The 22,658-nt window shown below is 42.3% G+C and carries 17 protein-coding genes; 9 read left to right on the top strand and 8 right to left on the bottom strand.

The window, feature by feature from the left end; translation table 11 throughout:
- Positions 1–71 precede the first annotated feature (71 nt).
- The 7 genes from CBM24_RS00925 (at position 72) to CBM24_RS00955 (ending at position 10,177) form a co-directional block, all read left to right on the top strand.
- Positions 72–3,218, top strand: coding sequence for a SusC/RagA family TonB-linked outer membrane protein (locus CBM24_RS00925; RefSeq protein ID WP_088159877.1), 3,147 nt, complete (start codon positions 72–74; stop codon positions 3,216–3,218).
- Between the two features lie 11 nt (positions 3,219–3,229).
- Positions 3,230–5,128 (top strand): RagB/SusD family nutrient uptake outer membrane protein, encoded by a 1,899-nt coding sequence (locus CBM24_RS00930; protein WP_198386015.1) that lies wholly within the window; start codon positions 3,230–3,232, stop codon positions 5,126–5,128.
- A 27-nt stretch (positions 5,129–5,155) separates the two neighbouring features.
- Positions 5,156–5,860 carry a DUF3823 domain-containing protein gene (locus CBM24_RS00935; RefSeq protein ID WP_198386016.1) on the top strand — a complete coding sequence of 235 codons (705 nt, stop codon included), beginning with the start codon at positions 5,156–5,158 and terminating at the stop codon, positions 5,858–5,860.
- Positions 5,853–6,704: an endonuclease/exonuclease/phosphatase family protein gene (locus tag CBM24_RS00940; RefSeq protein WP_088159878.1), complete on the top strand. Its 852-nt coding sequence runs from the start codon at positions 5,853–5,855 to the stop codon at positions 6,702–6,704. The genes CBM24_RS00935 and CBM24_RS00940 overlap by 8 nt, the downstream gene beginning before the upstream one ends.
- Before the next feature lie 95 nt (positions 6,705–6,799).
- Positions 6,800–8,059: an IPT/TIG domain-containing protein gene (locus tag CBM24_RS00945; protein ID WP_198386018.1), complete on the top strand. Its 1,260-nt coding sequence runs from the start codon at positions 6,800–6,802 to the stop codon at positions 8,057–8,059.
- A 47-nt stretch (positions 8,060–8,106) separates the two neighbouring features.
- A complete protein-coding gene (locus tag CBM24_RS00950; RefSeq protein WP_198386019.1) occupies positions 8,107–8,931 on the top strand; it encodes an endonuclease/exonuclease/phosphatase family protein in 825 nt (274 codons plus the stop codon).
- A gap of 46 nt (positions 8,932–8,977) precedes the next feature.
- Positions 8,978–10,177: an endonuclease/exonuclease/phosphatase family protein gene (locus CBM24_RS00955; RefSeq protein ID WP_088159880.1), complete on the top strand. Its 1,200-nt coding sequence runs from the start codon at positions 8,978–8,980 to the stop codon at positions 10,175–10,177.
- Positions 10,178–10,212: 35 nt separating this feature from the next.
- On the opposite strand, the gene CBM24_RS00960 is transcribed toward CBM24_RS00955, so the two are convergent.
- The gene (locus CBM24_RS00960; RefSeq protein ID WP_088159881.1) at positions 10,213–11,262 is read right to left on the bottom strand and encodes a LacI family DNA-binding transcriptional regulator; all 1,050 of its coding nucleotides are present in this window, start codon (positions 11,260–11,262) and stop codon (positions 10,213–10,215) included.
- A 61-nt stretch (positions 11,263–11,323) separates the two neighbouring features.
- Positions 11,324–11,482, bottom strand: a complete 159-nt coding sequence (locus CBM24_RS27120; RefSeq protein ID WP_157698340.1) for a hypothetical protein — start codon at positions 11,480–11,482, stop codon at positions 11,324–11,326.
- An 88-nt stretch (positions 11,483–11,570) separates the two neighbouring features.
- Between CBM24_RS27120 and CBM24_RS00965 the strand changes: the two genes are divergently transcribed.
- The gene (locus tag CBM24_RS00965; RefSeq protein WP_088159882.1) at positions 11,571–12,674 is read left to right on the top strand and encodes a PAS domain-containing sensor histidine kinase; all 1,104 of its coding nucleotides are present in this window, start codon (positions 11,571–11,573) and stop codon (positions 12,672–12,674) included.
- On the opposite strand, the gene CBM24_RS00970 is transcribed toward CBM24_RS00965, so the two are convergent.
- The 6 genes from CBM24_RS00970 to CBM24_RS01000 form a co-directional block, all read right to left on the bottom strand.
- The gene (locus tag CBM24_RS00970) at positions 12,671–12,916 is read right to left on the bottom strand and encodes a helix-turn-helix domain-containing protein (protein WP_088159883.1); all 246 of its coding nucleotides are present in this window, start codon (positions 12,914–12,916) and stop codon (positions 12,671–12,673) included. The two genes, CBM24_RS00965 and CBM24_RS00970, sit on opposite strands and share 4 nt — an antisense overlap.
- 279 nt (positions 12,917–13,195) lie before the next feature.
- A complete protein-coding gene (locus CBM24_RS00975; protein WP_088159884.1) occupies positions 13,196–14,188 on the bottom strand; it encodes a phosphodiester glycosidase family protein in 993 nt (330 codons plus the stop codon).
- 2 nt (positions 14,189–14,190) lie between these two features.
- Positions 14,191–15,003, bottom strand: coding sequence for a DUF4397 domain-containing protein (locus CBM24_RS00980; protein WP_088159885.1), 813 nt, complete (start codon positions 15,001–15,003; stop codon positions 14,191–14,193).
- Between the two features lie 18 nt (positions 15,004–15,021).
- Positions 15,022–16,587, bottom strand: coding sequence for a SusD/RagB family nutrient-binding outer membrane lipoprotein (locus CBM24_RS00985; protein ID WP_088159886.1), 1,566 nt, complete (start codon positions 16,585–16,587; stop codon positions 15,022–15,024).
- Between the two features lie 12 nt (positions 16,588–16,599).
- Positions 16,600–19,683: a SusC/RagA family TonB-linked outer membrane protein gene (locus CBM24_RS00990; RefSeq protein WP_088159887.1), complete on the bottom strand. Its 3,084-nt coding sequence runs from the start codon at positions 19,681–19,683 to the stop codon at positions 16,600–16,602.
- A gap of 437 nt (positions 19,684–20,120) precedes the next feature.
- Entirely contained in the window at positions 20,121–20,822 is a 702-nt protein-coding gene (locus tag CBM24_RS01000) for a hypothetical protein (RefSeq protein WP_088159889.1), read from the bottom strand.
- Between the two features lie 270 nt (positions 20,823–21,092).
- On the opposite strand from CBM24_RS01000, the gene CBM24_RS01005 reads away from it, so the two are divergent.
- On the top strand, positions 21,093–22,049 hold the full coding sequence (locus CBM24_RS01005; RefSeq protein ID WP_088159890.1) for a hypothetical protein: 957 nt from the start codon (positions 21,093–21,095) through the stop codon (positions 22,047–22,049).
- Positions 22,050–22,658 lie beyond the last annotated feature (609 nt).

The raw sequence follows: 22,658 nt of genomic DNA on the forward strand, positions 1-22,658 counted from the left end.
TGTATAAAGCCAAAGTGATTCGTGTAAGCGTTTTAATAAAGAATTACTAACCAAAAATAAATTTTATAAAAATGATACAGCGTGATTTAAATGCAGCCTATAAGAGCGCCTTAAAGGCAAGTTTGATAGGGATCGCACTAATGACATCCGCAGCTTATGGTCATGAGCGTTGGGACAGTGATCTTGTCCTCATGGCTATGGCCAAAGCACCCGTCCGGATAACCGGACAAGTAACGGATGCTGCCAATAATCCGATCGCCGGGGTCACTGTGCAAATAAAGCGCACACCCTCCATCGGAACCAGTACGGACGGAACCGGAAAATTTTCCATTACAACAGATCCGAACGAAACACTGCTGCTATCCGCCGCCGGCTATAAGAGCCAAGAAATCCTACTTGGGGGACGAACAAACTTATCCATTATTCTGCAAGATAGTGTAGCGATGATGGACGAGGTTGTGGTGGTGGGATACGGCGTGCAGAAACGAGCTTCGGTAACAGGTTCAGTTGCATCCATACAGGCTGAAGAGCTGATTAAGGTAAAAACGCCAAACGTAACAAATATGCTTGCTGGTCGATTGCCGGGGATTCGTGCGGTACAGCGTAGCGGTGCCCCCGGAGATGACGGAGCGTCGGTGGATATCCGCGGGTACGGTAGTATGCTCGTTATCGTGGATGGCGTACAGCGAGATTTTGCACAGGTCGATCCGAATGATATCGAATCTATATCAATATTAAAGGATGCTGCTGCCGCGGTGTACGGATTTAAAGGTTCCAACGGGGTGCTATTGGTGACCACAAAAAAAGGAAGCAATTCAAAAACTAAAGTGGAGTACAATGGATATTATGGGATCCAGCAGGTGACGCGATATCCACGTATGATGAATGCCTATGAATATGCGTCGCTGTATAATGAAGCGATCTATAATTCTAATCCGTACACTGGGGTACCAGCATATAGTCAAGAACAACTCGATAGTTACAAAAATGGAGCGCAGGGTACTGACTGGTGGGATTCCCTCGTGCGTAACAATGCTCCACAGAGCTCACACAATGTCAGCATCTATGGGGGAAATGACAAAGTTAAATATTATAATTCGGTGGGATATGTTGACCAGGGTGGTATTTTGAGGTCAGATGACTGGAACTTCAAAAGGTATAATCTACGCTCCAATATTGATCTGAATGTTACGCCAAATTTTACCGTCGGATTTAAATTGACTGGTCGTTTACAAGATCGTGAAAAACCGTATGGAGGTGACGATCTGTTTACACAGGCACAGATGGCCATCCCTATTTATTCCATTTATGCCAATAATAATCCCAGTTATTGGCAGGCCATTGGAAACATGGCCAACCCTATACATAGCTCTTATATCGAGCATAGTGGATATGAATCGCGCCTGAGAAGAGAGTTTAACGGTTCATTGGATCTAAATTGGAAGCTACCGTGGATAGCTGGACTGTCGTTACGTGCTATGGTCGCTTATGACTATAAGAACAGTGAATGGAAAACATGGCAAAAGGCATTGAGCGATTACCAGTACAATCAGACGAATGAACAATATACCGAGGTCGCTCTAAGAAAAAAAGCAAGCCTGGAGTCCAAGATGGAAAATCTGTATATGCCAACTCAGCAGTATTCGATCAATTACAACCGTGTATTTGGACAAAAGCATGATGTCAGTGGCTTATTGTTATGGGAGGCCTATCACGACCGTTTGACCGATATATTGGGTTTTAGGGAATCTTCGATCGGGATCATTGACGACATCAGTAAAGGAGACACCGAAAACCAAAATACGAGTGGCAAAAGTGTGGAAACGGCGCATGCAGGTCTGGTAGGAAGGTTTAATTATGCCTATGACCGAAGATATCTACTTGAATTGAATTTCCGTTATGATGGATCTTATAAATTTCAGCGGGACCGCAGGTGGGGATTCTTCCCGGGAGTTTCAGCCGGTTGGCGGATTTCGGAAGAGAAATTTTTCAAAGAAAATTTTGCTCATTTTGATAACGTAAAAATCCGGGGCTCCTATGCCAAAGTCGGTGATGAGGGTGATTTTTCGGCATTCCAATACCTCGACGGATATGTCTATGGAGGGAGTTATGTGCTGGGAACTGGAGGCTTGTCTTCTGGGCTGAGAAGCAGTGGGATGGCCAATCCTTGGTTGACATGGTACGAGTCTAATATCATGAATCTAGGGTTTGAGGCTTCCTTTAAAAACGGATTGATCAATACGGAATTCGACTGGTTTAGACGCGAACGCTCTGGCCTTCCTGCGACAAGACAAGGCACTTTCCCGACAACATTCGGCGAGTCCATGCCACAGGAAAATTTAAATTCAGATATCAATACCGGTTTTGAATGGACTGTAGGCCATAAAAATAAAATTGGTGATTTTGCCTATAATATATCCGGCAATTTTTCTGTAACACGCATCCGCTATGGCTACGTCGAACGTGCAGCTTCAACCAATATGTATGATAACTGGCGGAACAACAGTAATGATAGAAATAAGGATATCCGGTGGGGGAAGACGGTCTTGGGTCAATTTTCCTCGTATGAAGATATTTTAAATTCACCGGTGCAGGATAATAATGGAAATCGATCCCTGCTTCCCGGAGATTTGAAATTCAAAGATGTGAATGGCGACGGCATTATAGATGGGAACGATGTGGAACCAATCGGTCATGGTGCAACACCAAGAATGTATTATGGATTAAATCTCGGCGCGAATTATAAAGGATTTGATATGACCTTATTTTTTCAGGGAGCTGCAGGCCATGATATTTATATAAGTGGCGATATACTTGATCCATTTATCCAACAGGGCCTAGGTAACGGATTTGCATTTATGACCGACCGATGGCACCGGGCAGATCCTGCTGATCCCAATAGTGAATGGATTGCCGGCACAATGCCCGCAGCCCGGGTAACAGGTCAGGTGGACAACCGATCTGATAACTCATGGTCCTTACATAAAGCAGATTATCTACGGTTAAAAACATTGGAAGTAGGATATTCTTTACCAAAAAAATGGGCCGAGTCCCTAAAGATTGAACGGTGCAGAATCTACTTTAATGCCAATAACCTGTTGACGTTCACGGGGAGTGATGCGTTATTGAAAAATATAGACCCTGAAAGCAATCAAAGTCGATTGCGCTATTATCCACAATTGAAAACATTCAATTTTGGTGTTAATATAGTTTTATAAAATCCTATACTATGAAAATGAAATATTTCAGTCCTCTTCTTCTGAGTTGTGCATTTACACTGAGTTTATATAGTTGTAACGATTACCTGGACCGGGAGCTTACCAGTGGAATTATCACCTCTGATCTCATCTGGGAAAGTCCGCAAGCGATACAGTCCGTGTTAGTCACGATGTATGATGAGGGATTACGATTAGATGAGTTTGACGATTGGTTTACAGGAAAATCAAATCTGCTCAATTTGACCTCCTTGTCTGATGAAGCGACAGGAGCGTATCAGAAAGACTATGCATTTAGTAATGCAAATTCGGTATATACGTATAGTGATTACGTCTTTGAAGACCCTTTTGCGACGCGATACGTCCAAATAAGACGTACAAACGACTTCTTGAAGAAACTGAGCGAGACTACAGTCTTGAGCGACGAGGAGAAGCGCCTAGTCGATGCTGAGGCGAGGTGGATACGCGCGATGCAATATTTTGGTTTGGTGAAGCGCTATGGTGGTGTCCCCTTGCTAACGACACCACAAGAATACGTTCCTGGCGATTTTTCGGCATTACAGGTTCCAAGAAATAAGGAATCGGAAGTTTACGATTTTATTATCAGTGAATGTAAGGCGATTAGCGACATACTTCCGGTATCGCGATCTGCAGAAAGTAAATATAGAGCCTCCCAAGGTGCAGCCCTTGCCTTATGGTCCCGTGCTTCGCTGTATGCTGGCTCGATCGCTAAATATGGTTCAAATGCAAATTTAAGTGGAGAGGCTGTAACGCGAGGTTATGTTGGTATAGCAGCCAATGAGGCAACGAGGTATTTTACCGAATCGTATAATGCTTCAAAAGCATTGCTGGAGGCAGGCACTTATACCCTTTATAACAAAAATGCCGACAAAGCAGCGAATTTCTATGAGCTGTTTTCAAAAAGTGTAAATGGCGATAATGGGGAATACATCTTTCAGAAAACCTTTAATGTTTCAGCCGGGAAAGGTCACATGTGGGATAAGATGAATGCTCCTTTTTCCTATCGTGGTGATGGCTGGGGCTGCGGAGTGACCCCAACGCTCGAAATGGTCGAAGCATTTGAATACAGCGATGGTAGCCCGGGTAAATTGTCTTTAAAAAATACAGATGGGACCCCGCGTAGTTTTGATAGTCCCTACGATCTTTTCGTTGGGAAAGACCCGCGGTTGTTTGCTTCCATCTATGTTCCCGGCGCTCCATTAAAGGGCAGCAAGGTCGAGTGGATACGAGGAGTGATCAATGGGCAGAATGGCTCGGGGCAAAAATACCAGGCACAGAATCAGCCCGACAAGGATAATGTGGCTACGATAGACGGTGTGAGGTACAATACATCGGGTAAAGATGGCGGTGCAGACGTCGGAGATGCTTCAAAAACGGGGTTTTATATGCGTAAGTTTTTTGATGAAACGCTTACAGACATGACAAATATTGATGCCAAACGTTCGGAGACACCTTGGGTAGTATTTCGCCTTGGTGAAATATACCTTAATTTTGCCGAGGCCTGTGTCGAGCTCGGAGGCAAAGACACCGAAGCTTTGCAGGCGGTAAATGCCATTCGCACACGTGCCGGAATTCAGTCACTTGCAACGATATCCATTGCCAAAGTTCGGCAGGAACGCAAGGTAGAGCTTGCTTTTGAAAAGCTACGCTTTTGGGATCTCAAGCGCTGGCGAGTAGCCCACATGGATGAATCGCAGGGCGGACTAACCAACTATAGAGGTACAGCGCTATATCCTTGGTTCAATGTCAAAAGCAATAAGTATACTTTCGAAACCGGAGTACCTCCGAAGCAAAAAAGATTATTTCTGGAAAGAAACTACTATATCCGCATTAGTCCTACGGATTTGAGTACGAATCCGCAGCTGGTTCAAAATCCGGGTTACGGCAACTAATTATGATGTATTACAATTATGATCAAAATGAAGAATATTTTTTATGTGTTTGGTTTTATTTTAATCGCTGTCATGAACAGTTGCGAAAATGAGATCGACAATCTACAGGCTCCTAATGGGGGGCTTCACGGCACCATATATGATATGGAAACAAACAAGCCTATTCCATTGCCGGTGGAGGGCTCGGGAGGTGTATTGGTTTCTTTATTTGAAATAGGAACCGGGGCGACTGCCTCTGTCGATTTCAGGGCAAATGCAGATGGATCTTATACCAACAATACGGTGTTTAATGGGAAGTATAGAGTGGTTGTCAACGGCCCTTTTATTGGCGTTTGCGAAGGGTATACGACCGTCCAAGGTCAAACGGAATTTGATTTGAAAGCAACCCCTTTTTCCCGTATTACGGCATCGGCCACCATTTCCGACAGAAACCAAGTCGAGGTAGCATTTAAGGTTAATAAATCGGACGAATCCTTTACGTTTACCAATGTATCTGTGATGTGGAACTATACGCCCCGAGTAGATGAAAATAATGCGAATTATGTCACAAAGATTGCTAAGGGTAAAATAGATGAAGGTACACATGTCTTTGAACTGGCCAATGATAAACAATTTGTCGAGAACTTTTACAAGATCAAGGCAAACGGCAACAAAATCTATGTCCGGGTAAGTGCGACGGTAAACGGCGTCGTCAATTATAGCGATACCATAGAATTGATAGCAAATGACTGATCAACTAACACGCAAAGCAAAAACTACACAGGAGTCACTCATGAAAAGAATTATAACATTCAGTATAATCGGTTTTTTATTGGTATCATGCAGTAAAAATGAAACCAAGGTGGAAGAGCCATCCGTAACCGGCACATCTGTCAAAACCATGTCGTATAACATCTATGCTGCACAAAAAAAAGGCATAGAGGCGATCGCCGACGTGATTAAGAAAAATGATCCCGACCTTGTGGGGCTGCAGGAAGTGGAGAAGAACTCCATCAATTTGAATTTTGACACCGGAAAACGCCTTTCCGAGCTTACCGGTATGCCCTATTATTATTTTGTCAAAGCCCGCGACTTAGCTCAGGGGGAATATGGTAATCTCATTCTTTCAAAATTACCCCTTAAAGAACAGGCAACTTACCTTTTGGATGTGGTCACTTCAGAATCAAACGCTTATATAAGAGCGCTTGGCACGGTGAGGGTAACCAAGGATAATCAGGATTTTTATTTTGCAGTAACGCATTTAGATCATCTGTCAGATAACGCCAATAGGCTCCATCAAATTGACCTAATCCACCAATATACCAAAGATATTACCCTACCTATCATTCTGTCTGCAGACATCAATGCCAAGCCTACAGAAGAAGGCTATAAAGTGTTGACGAAATGGTTTACATCAGGATGCCTAAATGGCTACTGTGGCTTTACAGCCGGAACACCTAAACCTGATGGAACCATAGATTACCTGATGTATGCACCGGCAGACGGGGTCTTGACGGAGACATATGATGTAGACTATAGTTCCTATTCGCAATCCGATCATTTTCCTGTTGTTGCGAATTTTTTAATCAAAAACTAATACAAATTTTACGTAGCAAAACCATGATAACTATTTGTTTTTCTAAAATATCAGGAATAAGAAATCTTCACATCGGGATATTTTTTTGTTTCGCAATGGGTCTACTAAGTTGCACCAAAGAGATTGGTGGCGACATGACGTATCCCGATAAGGCTAATGAACCTCAAATTACCCAATATACACCCATTTCTGGAGGCTCATCTACCGAAATATCCCTATATGGGAGTAATTTTGGAACGGATCTCGAAAAAATCAAAGTGACAATAAATGAGAAGGAAGCGAGTGTATTAAGTTCCAATGGACGGGTCATTACCGCACGTATTCCACAGAATGCGGGATCTGGTAAAGTCAAACTAGCTATTAACGGCGTAGCGTATACCTATAAGCAAAATTTTGAGTACGGATATCAGACCGTCGTGTATACCTATTTAGGATCGACTAAGGATGATGTTGACGGGGATTATGTGCAGGCTAAATTATCCGGGCCACGCTATTTGAAATGGAGTAAGGATAATATGCTCTATTTTGTCGAAGAGGGGGCGAGTAGCCGAGATAATTTTGCAGCACTCCGTGTTGCTGCAAATAATCAAGTAAGTACCCTACTTAATGCTTCTGAGAACCCTTTGTTCGAGCGGCTCCGGGCTTTTGACTTTTCAATAGACCAAAATACATTGTACCTTAGCAATGATAACAACGCAAATGGATCCATGGGCTTTGGCAAGATGATAAAATCTTCTGGTAAATATAGCAATTTAACGGCCCTATCTGCAACGGCAGGATTGACGGCTGTAACAACGAACCCCGTGACAGATGAAGTGTTTGTTGGTATATACTCGGGCGGAAAGATCTGTCGTTTAAAATCCGATGGTACGCTGGAGCAGCTATTTGCAGTCAATTCAAAAAATGTCAATATTATGGACATTATTTTCTCTCCAGATGGGCAAACTATGTTTATATCAGGAGCCTACAATGCACACAGTGTTTATCGTGTACCCTATGACCTTGCGGCCAAGAGATTCGGCGCTGTACACGTACTTGCTGGACCAAATGCCAATACGACGGGGAATGCAATAGGAAATGGAGAGTCTGCGCGATTCAATACACCTGCACAAATGGATCTGGATCAGGATGGAAACTTATATGTTGCCGATCGTAAAAACCATTGTGTTCGTAAAATCACGACCAATGGTACGGTAACTACTTATGCAGGAATTGCCGGCACCAGTGGTCTCCAGAATGGGAATGCCTTAACAGCAAAATTTTACGAACCCGAAGGTCTACAGTTCGGTCCTGACGGAGCATTGTATGTAGCTGATACCTGGAATCACGTTATTCGAAAGATCGTTATAGAGTAACTACAACATAATTTAACTAATTCTTACTTACATTAAAGAATAGGATCATGATGATAACTTTGTCTAAAGCAAGACATTTAAACTTGCGCCCCCTGCTGTTTGTTTTAATAACCGCTCTGCTGTTGTCAGTTAACGCCAATGGAGTTTCCGCCCAAAAATTGAATAGTAAGGTTGAGATCAAAACAATGACCTACAACATCTATAGTGCTCGAAAAATGGGCATTGAAGCGATTGCTTCGGTGATCAAAAAAGTTGATCCCGATGTTGTTTCTTTGCAAGAAGTGGAACGCAATACAGCTATTAATCCAATGGATTTTCCGAAGGAAATCGCTGCATTGACAGGGATGCAATACTATTATTTTGCACATGCATTAACGTTGAAGAAAGGTGATTATGGTAATGTTATCCTTTCCAAATATCCGCTACTGGAGACAAAGTCTATCCATTTGGGGGTTGCTAATGATGGGGATGACATCCGATCCTTTGGCTATGCATTGTTGGAAAAGGAAGGCAAACAATTTTATTTTGCGACGACCCACCTGGGCTACAAAAAGGATGATGCCACCCGTTTAAAACAGATCGATGAGATCTTGGCGGAAATCAAAAATTTAAAGAAGCCGATCATTTTGGGTGCTGATCTGAATTCACGGCCCAACTCGCAGACTATGCCGGCTTTGCAAAAATGGTTTTCCCTGCCCTGTCAAACCTCGAATTGTGAATGGACTGTACCTACACCAAAACCGACATATACTTGTGATTGGTTGATATATGCTCCGCAGCAGGCTTTTGAAGTAAAGGACTATGCGGTTCAATTTTGGGCAGACAAAGAATCCGACCATTTTCCAGTTGTAGGAACATTTAATATTAAATAGTCTGAATAATTCAATACTAATTATTGGAACATATAAACCAAAAATAATGGGAAAATTAATTTATGGACTACAGCTGACACTTTTGTGGGGTTTTATCTTTGCCTCTTGTTCCAAAGATCTGACAAATTCTTCGACCACTGGCGAACAGCTGTCCGTACCAACTGAATTACAAAGTTCAGCAACAATAGCTGGAAGCGGCGGTTATGTCATGATGACTTTTAATATCCGGCAGGATGCGCCCGATGCGGGAAACCGTGCCTGGGCGGTCAGGCGATCATTAGTAAAAGAACGCATATTGGAGCATGATTGTGATATCGTTGGAGTTCAGGAAGCTTTAGGGAACCAAATGGACAATATGGCTTCAGATCTGCAGGGCTACAGCAAAGTTGGTACAGGGCGTGAAGGAAATACCTCTTCTGAACACTCGGCCATATTTTACAAGAACACCAAGTTTAACGCGTTGGAGAGCGGTACATTTTGGCTCGCCCCTGGAACTCCTACAACTCCTACAGGGCCTGCCTGGGACGCCGCATACAAGCGCATCTGTACCTGGATAAAACTTCAGGATAAACAGACTGCAATGATATTTTACGTATTTAATACACATTTTGATCATAAAGGCGTTGAAGCCAAGGTTAACAGTGCGAATCTCTTGTTGACTTATATGCAAAACAAAATCGGAGCGCTTCCTGCGGTTTTAATGGGAGATTTAAACGCAAATCAAAACTCAGCGGCATATAACGTGCTTAATAGTTCTTTATTGTTAGAAGAAAGCTGGGCTGTTGCGAGTTCCAAGTTGCCAGCATTACGTGTAACGGGTAATGGATGGAATATTAGTCCAACAGGAGATAGCCAGATCGACCATATCTTTGTCACCGGTCAGTGGAAAGTATCTTCCCGATTAGTTGATTGGTATCATAAGGATCCGGGAGAAATATTGCCATCTGATCATTTTCCTGTTGTCGCACGAATGAATGTGGAAGGCGTAAGTATATTTAAGGATGCACATTATGGTGGAAAGGGAGTTTTCTTGCCGAAAGGAAGCTATAATCTGGCAGATCTGAATGCCAGAGGTATCGAAAATGATTGGGCATCCTCCGCGAAAGTTCCAAACGGAGTTACCTTGACGCTGTACGAACACCAAAATTTCTCGGGGATCAACTGGGTGCTGACGACGGATACGCCACTCTTTTCTCAATTGACACCGACAGCCAATGATAAGGCCTCGTCCATGAAAGTGGAATAAATGATGCCACTCTTTTTTCGGTAATCTTATGCCGATCAGTTGTTGCGACCGATTGGCAGAAGATTATTGCTTTTTCTTTCAGATGACTTTCTTGCTTTTATCACAGAGGGTAACACGACATGACTAGCATTATCTTTTGTTGGTTTTTCTATCTGCTTTAGCAATAATTTTATAATGTTGTTACTTAGTTCCTCCAAGGGCTGACGTATGGCGGTGATCGTTGGGGAGATCAGGTTAAACGCTTCATGATCGTCAAAGGACACGATGCCGAAATCCATTTTCTTTTTAGCCGTTAGCTTATTTATTGCAGCCAACCCTGCAAGACAAAGATAATTGGTTGCAAAGATGATAGCGTCCAATTCCAGATTTTTTTCAAGAAAATCTTTAATAAGCTGCTGTTTGACTGTTTTTTTTGATTCAAAGGGTATAAAGGCTACTTTAGGGTCAACAGCTAATTTTTCCATCGTCTCTTGGTAACCTAATAATCGTTCATGCATTTGGCTTTGTGTAGATTCGAGTGTAACGAATCCAATCTGACGAAACCCCTTATCATATAGATGCATACAAGCTTCAATCATTGCTTCCTTGTTGTTGGTTCCGACAAAATCCACACCTTCGACCGGATCCCGGTCAAATAGAACAATTGGGATATGTTCATCCACCATTTCTTTAACGACATCTTCTATTCCTTTGGTTGGTGCAATAATATAGCCATCCAGTTGGCTCCGTCTGAAAAAATTGATAATCTCAATGGCTGTATTGGTATCACCGAGGGTACTGCTGTACATTATCCTATACCCTTTCGTTTTGGCTAGATTTTCGATCATGAGCGCTATTGGTCCAAAAAATGAGTCAGAAATATCTTCAACAATAAGTCCGATACTGCTACTTCGGCCTGTGGCTAGGCTTTGCGCTAAGTGATGCGGGTAAAAACGAACCTCTCTGACATAATCCAGTACTTTAGCCTGTAATTCTTTGCTAATCCGTCTTTCGTCAGCTTTTCCGTTAATGATCAACGATACGGTTGACTTTGCTATTTTTAAGTGTTTCGCAATGTCATTTATTGAAATCTTTTTATTTTCCATACATTCTAAAACTTAAAAATATAGATTTTTATTCACTTGTATCCATTATCGTTCAAAGCCTTTAGAATCTACCGGCATTGTTGTTGAAAAAGAGGTCGTTTACTGCAGCAAAGAAAAAAAGGGTCCAGAAGAAATCGGCAAGATCGTAAAGAGATTCAATGTACTTCATAATCTTTTCTTGGGCCATCATGGGGTTGAAGCCTTCTCTGTCAAGATGCATCAGGTCAACTTCGTGATTAGCTTTTTGTTTTTCGGATTTTCCCTTATTGATTTATCTGTTGTAAAATATTATGATTAAATTAGCATAGATGAAAATTACAGCTAATCTTCTGGTGTCTATTTTGGAGCAGTCCCATAGTGCGATCGCAATTTATGATAGCATAGACCTAAATATTGCTTTTGTTAGCCAAGGTATGCTGGATATATTATGTGTGGATCGGTCCATCCTAGGGCGTAGTTTTTGTGCATGCTTTCCTCATTTTAAAGAAGAAGGTTTTTCATCTATTTTGAAAAACGTTTGGAAAACAGGAATTGTCTATCAGGCTGAGCGTACACCCGCAAATATTGTTCATGAAGGGACGAAAACACTGCGGTATTTTAATTTTGAATATAGGCCATTGCTTGACGAGGAGGGGAAAACCTATGCCATTTTGCATACGGCAAGTGATGTGACTGAGCAACATCTTGCTTACAAAAATGTGGAAGAAAAGCAAGAGCAGCTTATGTTTAGCCGCGAATTGGACGTGCTCGCCAGCACTTTGGCACATGATCTAAAAAATCCATTGTCTGTTTTGAAAATTGGGAATAGTTTTCTGAGGAAAAATGTGGGTGTTTCGGTTAAGGTAAGTGAAAGGTGGTTTGAAGCCTTTGCGGCATCTATTCAAAATATAGAAAGTATTATAAATCAGACATTGCAGCTTGGCAAGATACGCAGTGCCGAGAAAGAAGTCGCGTGTGTGGCAATGGATAAAAAAATAAGGAATTGTATTGATGAAATTAAACTGGTATATCCCGACAAACAAATGGAAATCAAATTAGGAGATCTATTTCCTTTGTATACGGATGGCGGAATCGTTTATCAGGTTTTTATAAATCTAATTCGTAATGCCGTTAAATATGCAAAAAAATCAGGCGAGGCTTTTTTGCATATTTATAGTGAAAAAGCTGATAAAGGAGTAGTATATTATCTCGAAGATAATGGCATCGGGATTCCGGAAGACGAGTTGCAGAAGGTTTTTCTTACAAATGAACGGGCGAGTAATACTGCCAAGATTGCTGGATCGGGAATCGGGCTGGCATTGGTTAAACATCTCATGGAACGTATCGGTGGGACGATTCATTTATCGAGCAAACTTAACAAAGGGACCGTCGTTCGCTTATTTTTTCCAGTTTCATCGCGAACGTTAGCCTAAACAACTTTTAACTCCTCAACATGCTCTTTAATTTCTTTATTTTCAGAATAATATAAAAGCTGTGCGGTTGTCAAATTAAATACCTTTGCGATTTGGTTTAATCGAGAGATATTTAAATCTGTAAAACCGGTTTCAATTTTAGAAAATGCAGGAATTGATATTTCTAATCGCGTTGCAACATCGCCTTGATTCCAGCCTTTTTGATGTCTCAGTAATCTAATTGCTTTTCCTAGTTTGTCCATTGAAAAATTAATCTAACGTTAAGATACAAAAAAAACAACCGAAAACTTAATAATTAGGACTATATTGAAATATATTGGTAGATACGTTGACCTAATACTAACTTCGGCTGGAAGTTTTATTTCGGGCATGAGGAAAATAAAATTCTTGTGATTGAATTTTCTTGGGCGAAATAATCGTGTTTTGCTTAGCTGCAAGCAAGATGAAATAACAGCGTAAACAAATTTAAATTTAAAAAATCAGCTACTCAAAATCCGTTGTTGAGTAGCTGATTTTCTAATTTATCGCTTCACAAATGCGATACCGCTGATGCTTGCAGATCCGCCTGCCGTTAATGGCTTGGATACGGTGTTCCAGACCACGGGATTAAATTGGTTTCCTGTATTGGTCTTTTGGACCATCACGCTGGTGGAACCGCCGTTCAATACAAATGCATCGTAACTGCCTAAGGCTCCCATCAAGACGGCAACATCATTTAAACTGATGCCTACTGAAAAATTGGTGTCGCCTCCGTCGACAACTAAGGCATACATCGTTTTATTATCTGCGGATAGGCCAATGGCTGTTATCGCTTGAACAATTGCTGCTGTAGTCAAAACGTTATAACCCCGGTAACGGACCCAATTGGTGCCGGATACCAGTCCGCTAAATTGATTCAGATCATAAGGCTCAAAAGCAAACTTGATGGTATCGGCACAATTGCCTATGTAAGGCGTGCCATCCTTTTGTATCGCAAAGAAAGGTCTGGTCTTCTCTTTGGTCTTTATATTGCTCGTGGATACATTGATCTGCCGCCCGTTTTTAATGTAGGAATAAGTGGACGATAACGCCGCATTTGTTGCTGCGAGGATCTCGCCGCCTGCGCGTGGTTCGCAGTACTTGGCCATATCACCTATCGGCTGGCTCACATATAGGTAATCATCAAATGCACTCATGATTGAAGGAAAAACCGCTTTTGATGAAAGATCTACAGTGAGCAGTTGAAGGCTCACGCGTTGATCGAGCTTGTTCTGGTAGCGAATATGGGTTCGTACAAGTCCATTGGTTAGGGTAACGGATGAATCGACCAGAAATGTTTTGATGAGGTCGGTCTGCGCCATGAGCTTCTTGGTGACGGGCTCTATTTCCTTGTCTTCTGGAATAATATCGGTGGGCGGAGTTACTATCTCTTTATCGTCAAAGCTGGGATAATCATCCCTTTGCTTGCAGGAATATAGCATGCTGATGCACGTGATGTACAAAAGGACATTTCTTAATATTGTTTTTCTTTTCATATCTATCGAACTAAGAAAAATGAAACATAAGGCTTCATGATGGTGCTGGTAAATCCATCATAGCCCAAAGCATAAATGACATATGACCTGCGGTCCAGGATGGCTCCGGCATTGCTGTAGGACGCGATTACAGTGCCATTTGTTACCTGAGATCCCGCCTTGCGGATCTTCCAGGTACGGGTGGCAATGCGGTTGAGCTGGAAATATGGGCTTGTTTCCAGGTATTTAATGTCCTTGGCGACAAGTGAGTCTTGCACGGCGATGGCATCTGCGCTCCCAGTGGCCGCAGCACCATAGTACAGGTCTATTGATGGTACATTGGGCATCAGATTGGTAAAGTGATACCTTGCTTGTGTACTGTCGGGACGTGTGAGGTCTTCTTCATTGAGGATCATTTTTGTGTTCTGCGCCGTATCGGTAATATGAATGGTATAGCGCTTGCCTGCGCTCAGGTTAACGGATGATTCGGCCAAGATAATGGAGTCGCGTCCATCGTCGGTTTTATGTGGAAGGGCAACTTGTACCTTTACGTTGCCGGCTTTCCATTTTAAAAAATCAGGCCGTGAATCTCCGCGGGTATTATACCCGCCGCCGGGAAAGGGCTCGCGTCCCCGAATGAGTGAAGTAACGCGCTGATCGTCAAATTTGACATACATATAGCGGTCATCGGGATATATCGATGCCATATTGATTTTCACGATGACATCATCGGCGCCAAGGAAATCTACTTTTCCAAAGTCCTGAATGGATTTCTCGCATGAATATAGGCCAAAGACACCTAAAGCTAGAAATGCTAAGTTTTTGAATATCTTCATAATGTTTCCTTTAATACGTTAATAAGTTGTTGTAACAAACCAGGTTGGCTTAATCACGTACTCCGGCTCTAATCCGCCCCATCGTTCTAGCTCTGAAGCATTCCATACGTACTCCGAATTGTAGCGTGGTCTAACGCGATAGCAATAATCATTGTAAGTCAGCTGGCTGCCGGCCAATGGAATAAACTGCTTGAATATTTCCGTGTTATAATGATATTTTCTTAAATCACACCATTGTTCTAAACCGCCCCATCCCCACTGGACAATATACTTTTGTCCCATAATGTCGGCTAGGGTTAGATCGGCAGCAGATAGCGGTATTTCTCCTCCCTTGATGTAATTATCTATTTCAACAGCAGTAATGGATTTTTCATTGGTTGTATTGATGTACTTATTGACGAAGTTCATGTGGGCATAGATGCCTTTGATATAGGCCTCATAGGCCTTTGCTGCGTCGCCTTTGATAAAGAGGGCCTCGGCTTTGACCAGTTGCAGCTGCGCATAGGTCATCAATGGAAAATCTGCGGCGTCTCTAAAGATGAATTTGCCTACACCGCTACTGACGTCGCCTAGGATATTTGGAACGGTGGTATTGGATACATTGGGCTCACCACCGACGAAAATACTGTCAACAGGATTATTGATCATCAACATACGCGATAGACGAGGGTCTGTCGATATTTTTGGATTTTCAATAGGTTCACCCCGCAATCCCCCGGTTAGGTAGCGCACAATAGGCTTACCGGCTCTGTTGTAATAGGATGTGGTATAAAGGCCGAATTTTGAGCTTACCACATTGGCTGTTTCGGATTTGTCGCCGTCAAATTTAACGCCTGCATCATCGGATGGTGAATCAAAGGAGCGGTCCACAAAATAGGCAATCGAGTCGGCATACTTTTCCTTAAAATCGGGTTTATTAACCAAGTGAATGTACTGAAGTGCTTTTAGGCCGTAGACAAATTTGCGCCAGCGGTCCATATTGCCCCGAAAGAGATTATCGCCCTTTTTTGAATTGAGGTTGGCGCTGTAATCGACGGGGCTTTTTTGATCCAGATAATATAATGCAGAATCACACCATACGCGTACTTTAGCATACACTTCTGGTTGGTCATTATATTTGAAGGATAACTGTTGCGTACGCAAGGCCTCATCGAGAATAATGGGGCCGTGATAGTCGGTCAGCATCTGATAGCCCCAGGCTTTTACGGCATAGCCGATTGCGGCATATTCATATTTCTGATTGGCTATGGCGTCATTGATCATCAACTGCAGGTTTAGTCCGTGATCAAAATAGACCATACGCCACATCACACCGCCAACATCACTTTGCTGTGGAAATCCATGCCGCTCCCAGATTCGGGAGGACTCATCGGTGCTGGCGCCAAGGATGGTCTGATTGAACTTGTTCATCTGACGTTGGTCATTGGCATAACCATTGGCCATTTGATAGATAATCGGTGCTAAAAGCAATTCGGCTTTTACAAGCTGTGGGTTGGACGGGTTTTCATTGATGTCCAGGTATTTTTTACAACTGCTCAATCCGGTGAGGACTAAGAAAATAAGTATATAAAGCGTTGTTCTCATGGTGTATTCCTCCTAAAATCTCATGTTTAAACCAAAATTGAAACCTCTGGGTTTAGCCATATTCCCGTAATCGATTCCGTATCCGCCGATACCGCCTAGTCCTGCTGTATTGCTATTACTTTCGGGATCCAGCCCTGTGTAATTGGTGAACAGGAAGAGATCGGTGGCCGTAAAAAATACGCTGAGTGCGGCTTGTGACGAGATGCGTTGTGTCAGATGTTTGGGTAGGGCATAGCGAAGAGTTACATCCCGAAGCCTAAATGCATAAATGTTTTTCTCGATAAACATCTGCGGTTCGATATTGGTCATATAGTAGGCGGATGCGGAATATGGTGTTACTGCAATGTGGTTTACTGTTGGATTGGCCGTGTTTTCAAGCCCGTCTTCCAATACGCCCTGAATTACCCGCGGGTCTTCCCGATTTAATGTTTTCACAGACTGCCCATAGGTATAGAGTCTATAATCTAGCCCGTTGAGCACATCACCACCTTTGCGGAGATCCCATAAAAACGTTAGGTAAAAGTTTTTGTAATTGAACTTGTTGACAATTCCAAGTGTATAGTCGGGAATGCGGTCGCCTATCGGATAATACTTATCGGTGCCCGCAATGGGTAAGCCTGTTTGTGGATTGATCAAAATGTCTCCACGCTCGTTTCTTTTAAACTGCGTACCTGTTAGGGTACCGATACTATAGCCTGGCATCACGGAAGACCGTACGCCACTAAGTACCCAGGTGTCTGAATCATAGAGTTCGGGCAATTCTTCAGCAAGCGATAGTACTTTTCCTTTGTATTGGGTAAAATTGAAGGTCATATCCCAGCTGAAATCGTCTTTTTTGATCGGGTTGACGTTGACTTGCAATTCGGTACCATAGGTTTTGACTTCGCCGCCGTTCATCATCCGTAGTACAAAGCCTGAGCCATAGCTCAATCTTGGCAGAATGATCTGTCCTGTGCTTAATCGATTAAAATAGCTGAAATCAAATGTGAGGCGGCGTTTAAAAAAACCAAATTCGAGTCCTGTTTCAAAATCGCGGGTTTTCTCGGCTTTCAGGTCGGGGTTACCGCCGTTCACGCCGTAAGCAAATCCGCCTCCTGTTGAGAGCTTTGGCTCCAGATTGGATAGGGTATAGTAGCTTTTGAAGGGTGCTTTTCCGGTCGTTCCTACAGAGATGCGGTATTTTCCGTCGCTGAGCCATTGTACTTTATTTTTGAAGAAAGACAGGTCTGAAAAATTAAAGGCCAAGGATGCCGATGGGTAGCCAAAATAGGGATTGTTGGGCATCATGCGGGAGGCTGCATCCAGTCGACCTGTTAAATTGAGGTACAGGAGGTTGTCAAGATATCCAAATCCGGCCTGTGCCAAAAATCCGACTGTACGAAAGTTATTGGCAACAGATCGCGCCAGGCGCGTGCTCGGAAAGGTATTGTTGATGCTGTAAAAGTTGGGATCGTAAAAGTCCTCGCCATATTGGGAGTTAGTAAGGGTATTGTAGTCTTTAAATTCTGTTCCCAAGTTTGCTCTAAAACTAATGTCGCGCCCGATTTTTGTATTGGCCGTCGCCATAAATGATCCCGAGAGCACGCGTGCATTGACTTGATACTCATTCATGGAGCCATTGCGTACATTGGTCGAAGACCCTGATCCGGAGTAGGATTGAGGATGGTAAACGCTTTGTCCCTGTGTGTTGGCAAAGTCGATGCCGATGATCCCGTTGAGGCTTAGCCAGTTCGTAGCACGATAGGTAATGTTGGAAGTGGCAAGGAGGCGGTTTACATCATCATTGGCGGTGTTGCGGTATACATCCCAAAAGGGATTATCCAGCTCATTGTAAATATCGGTGCTGTGGAGTACACGATTCCCTTTTTCATCGATCCAGTCCCTCACATCAAACAGCGGGTTGAAGCGCATCAGGGTAATCAGGTAGCCTGTATTGCCTTTACGGACTTTATCGTTTTGTGAATTGATATAGTTGAAAGAGGTGTTAAATTCGAGTTTGTCGTTAAATTTTGCTGTTCCATTGAGGCGGGTCGAAAAGCGCTTATAGCTGGTATTGGGGACGATACCAGTATTGTTGCTGTATTCATTGGACCAGCGGTAAGTCACTTTTTCTGATCCGCCTTCGAAAGAAAGATTATGCTTTTGATTATATCCGGTGCGGAAGAAGTTGTTGACATTGTCTTTGTAGAGCGTGACTCCTTCTGCATATTTTGGTCCCATTGAATAGACCGAATTAGCGGCGTATACACCATTGGTTCCCTGTGCATAAACATATTGCCGCTCGGGGTATTTATTGACCGTTTCAACACGTCCTGAAAGCGAATAGTTGACGGTAAATTTACCGGCTTTTCCTTTCTTGGTTGTTATGAGAATGGCTCCGCCTGCACCTTGGCTGCCGAATTGGGCTGTCGCCTCGGGGCCTTTCAGGATGGTGTAGGTTTCGATATCGTCTGGATTGATATCCATTGCCCGATTGGAGTAATCGAGATCTCGATTTGCTCCATTGCTAGCCAGGTCATTTTCATTCAGTGTGGAGTTGTTGATGGGTACGCCATCGACAACGATTAGGGCATTGTTGTCGCCAGAGATGGAGGCAAAGCCGCGCAGTACAATCTGTGCTGATGCACCTGGCATACCACTGGTACTATTGACAGATAGGCCCGGTACACGGCCTTGGAGACCTTGGAAAAACGATTCGCGTTGGGTTTCGGATACATCTGATCCGGCAACGATAGGTGTGGAGTATCCGAGGGTTTTTCGATCACGTTTGACTCCGAAAGCGGTGACTACCACTTCGTCGAGGGACGAACTGTTTTCGGATAGGCTGATGTTGATTACCGACTGCCCCATGAGCGCTTTTTCGATTTGGTTATAACCGACATGTCTAAAAATTAAGGTGGCGTTTTCTTGTACGGTGATCTTGTACATTCCACTGTTGGTGGTGATGGACTGGGTGTTTTTGCCTTTTTCGAGAACTGTTACACCGCCTAATGCCGACCCATCTGTCGTAGTGACTTTACCGGTAACGATTTTTTGGGCCAGGGCGACACCATACGTACTCAGTAAACTCACTAGTATGAGCATACTTCTTTTCATAATAAAATTGTGTTTGATTAGTTTCGTTTAACTGAGGTTTTGCCGATACACCTGGTGCTTGGGCAACATAGATATTGTGCTATTTCATAAAAATTTATAGCGGTTAGAAATCGGTTTGTATATGTTTTATATCAAATATAGCATAAAAATGCAGTGTTTAAAATATTTTTCGATTTTTTTAGTCTGAAATGTGTAATCTGTTGAATAAAAACGCATAAAGATGCTTCTGTTAATATGGTTTTTAACGCTGTGAAATATGCCAAAGATACCGAGCAAGTTTATCTTGCAATAGAGGGGAAAAGACAAGCAAAGAAATTGTACACTATTTGGAAGATCGTGGGGTCGGCATTCCACATGAATTTCTGGATGTCGTATTTAAAGTCCATGAGCGCGCAGGCAAAGCGCTTGAAGCACAGGGGCCGGAAATAGGTTTGTCCTTAGTCAAAGAGTTGATGGAACGTTCGGACAGTCCACTCATAACGTGTACCTTCAGCACCAATGTAAAGTCGGTTTTTCTTGTCGTGGTAAATATAATTCAGTTGTCGACGGAAAGGAAAATCGAGCTTCTGTTCGCCTTTATCAGTGACTCTTACTAGTTTATCTGGCTGCATTAACGGGCGGCCGTATTCTTTGTCGATGATTTCATTGGGCTGTGGGCTGATTTTGTAGGATTCAGTTTCACTGATCTTTGTTTCTTTTCGATTGACCCGTACTTTATCATAGACTTCATAGCCATATTTGCCCTTTGTGCTCCAACTTTTGCCATGATCCAACGAGAATAAAAATGGACTTGTCGAGTGGTCCTGGAAGTTGCTTAAAGCCATCAATTCTCCCTGATACATACTGAAGCTTGGTATGCCAAGTCCAGCATCGCGGACCATTTGCCACGAAGCTCCTTTATCTGTAGTCATATAAATCTTATACATGGTGGCTACGACCAAAGTATCGTCAATATTACCGTAAATAGCCGATGTACCTCTGAGCTGGCCCGGGATACTCAATTTCGTCCAGGTAGCATCTCTGGTTTCAATATCAATTAGACCCTCCGACTCAGAAGAGGCATCCTTTTGGCAAGAGCTAAAACATAAGCCTAGGGCGCAGAGAAAAAGAAGAGGGCGGAGAGTCGTTTTAAATTGCATGTTTTTTGCGATTTGAGTAAACAAGCTGTGTGATTTTTAAGCTTTGTATAATTTTAAAGATAGTTATAATAACTGAAAGTTATTATATGTGTGGTTATTTATTTTTATTGTCCACTGCTGATACTCAATACAGGTCTCCTTTTTAGAAAAGTGAATACTAAAGATGCGACCATAATGGAGTACTCACCCTATCTTATAAAATACTAATTATATTAGTATTTTATATTGTTATTTCGTATCTTTGTACTGTTAACCAGTTGATAAATAATTATGAGTCCAAAATCAAGGCGTGTAGACGACCCTTTGTGGAAATCTATCTTAGAACAAACGTTCTCGCATTTTTTACGATTTATCTTTCCGGATGCGGATGCCGTTTTTGATCTGAGCAGACCCTTTGATTATCTCGATAAAGAGTTTGAGAGTTTATTTCCTCCGGAAAGCAACGGCAGGGGAGTCCGTTATGTAGACAAGCTTGTGAAGGTATTTTTAAAGGATGGCCGCGAACAGTTCGTACTCTGCCATGTAGAGATTCAGAGCAATAAAGGCAGGGGAGATTTGGCCGAGCGCATGTTTCGCTATTTTTATAGAATATGGGATCGTTACAAAGTTCCAATTACAGCTATTGCAATTTTGGCAGATGAAAACAAAGGCTATCGACCAGTGGTATATAGCCAGGAGTTTATGGGAACTTCATTACGCTACGATTTTAATAGCTATAAGATCCTCGATCAGGAAGAATCGGAATTGCGAGCAAATGAGAATCCATTTTCAGTGATTGTCCTTACTGCACTTTTGGCTGTAGTAAACAAGAAAGTGACCGATGATGGACTGAAAGAAATAAAACATGATCTGTATGATGAGATGATGAAAAGGAAGATGGATAAGGATACCCGACAGGGGCTATATGATTTCCTTACTTACTACGTAAGTTTTGATAATGAGGAAGTTTTAAGTATATTTGAGCAAGAAATTAAAACAAAAATAGGAAGGAGCGATACAATGGGCACTCAAGAATATTTATTAGATAAAGCTGAAAAAAAAGGAATTCAGAAAGGCATTGAAAAAGGTCTTAAGACTGGTATTGAAAAAGGTCTTAAGACTGGTATTGAAAAAGGTAAGCGTGAAGAAGCTATTGCCATTGCACTAGAGTTTAAGAAAATGGGTTTACCTATTGCTGATATTGCTAAAGGAACCGGTCTTTCTATCGAAGAAATCGAAAAGCTGTAATCAAATACTTTTAAAGTTTATAGATATTTATTTTGAGCCATTTCCGGAAGGGAGTGGCTTTTCATTTTAAGGATGCTATATGGTCAAAAAAACTCCCCTTTCATTGCTGATAAAAGAGGAGTGCCTTTTTAAACTAAATATATGAAAAAACCTTATCGTTAATAATAAAGCGTCCTAATAGATTAAGCCGCTTCGCTAGATGTTGATATATTTCAACAGGCTAATCTAATATAGGAATAATTTTTTGGAATTGGAAAAATAAAAATATTTTTTTATGTCTGCTTCTCCATTTTTTTTGGCTGGCTTAGCTTAACCCAATTATTGGTCGCTCGTCATCGCCGTGGAAGTAGTCAAAAAGTTGACTTGGTTTTATTTGTAATATTTTTGCTAAAGCATACACTTGATAGGGGTAAAAACCGGTATCATCATTTTCATGTCGGATTTTTCTTATTGGGTACACTTGAGGTCCGATTTTCGGTGTCATATCTTTATGTTTACGGCTGGCAACGAAAATTACCTTAGCGAATTTACTTAAGCTTTCATTGGTTTGTGAATTTTTCCGTACCCGTCATTGGCTAAGCCTACACGTTCAATACCAAGTGATGTGTT

Origin of the sequence: Sphingobacterium sp. G1-14 (assembly GCF_002196555.1) — a bacterium.
In the GTDB taxonomy this organism is placed as follows: domain Bacteria; phylum Bacteroidota; class Bacteroidia; order Sphingobacteriales; family Sphingobacteriaceae; genus Sphingobacterium; species Sphingobacterium siyangense.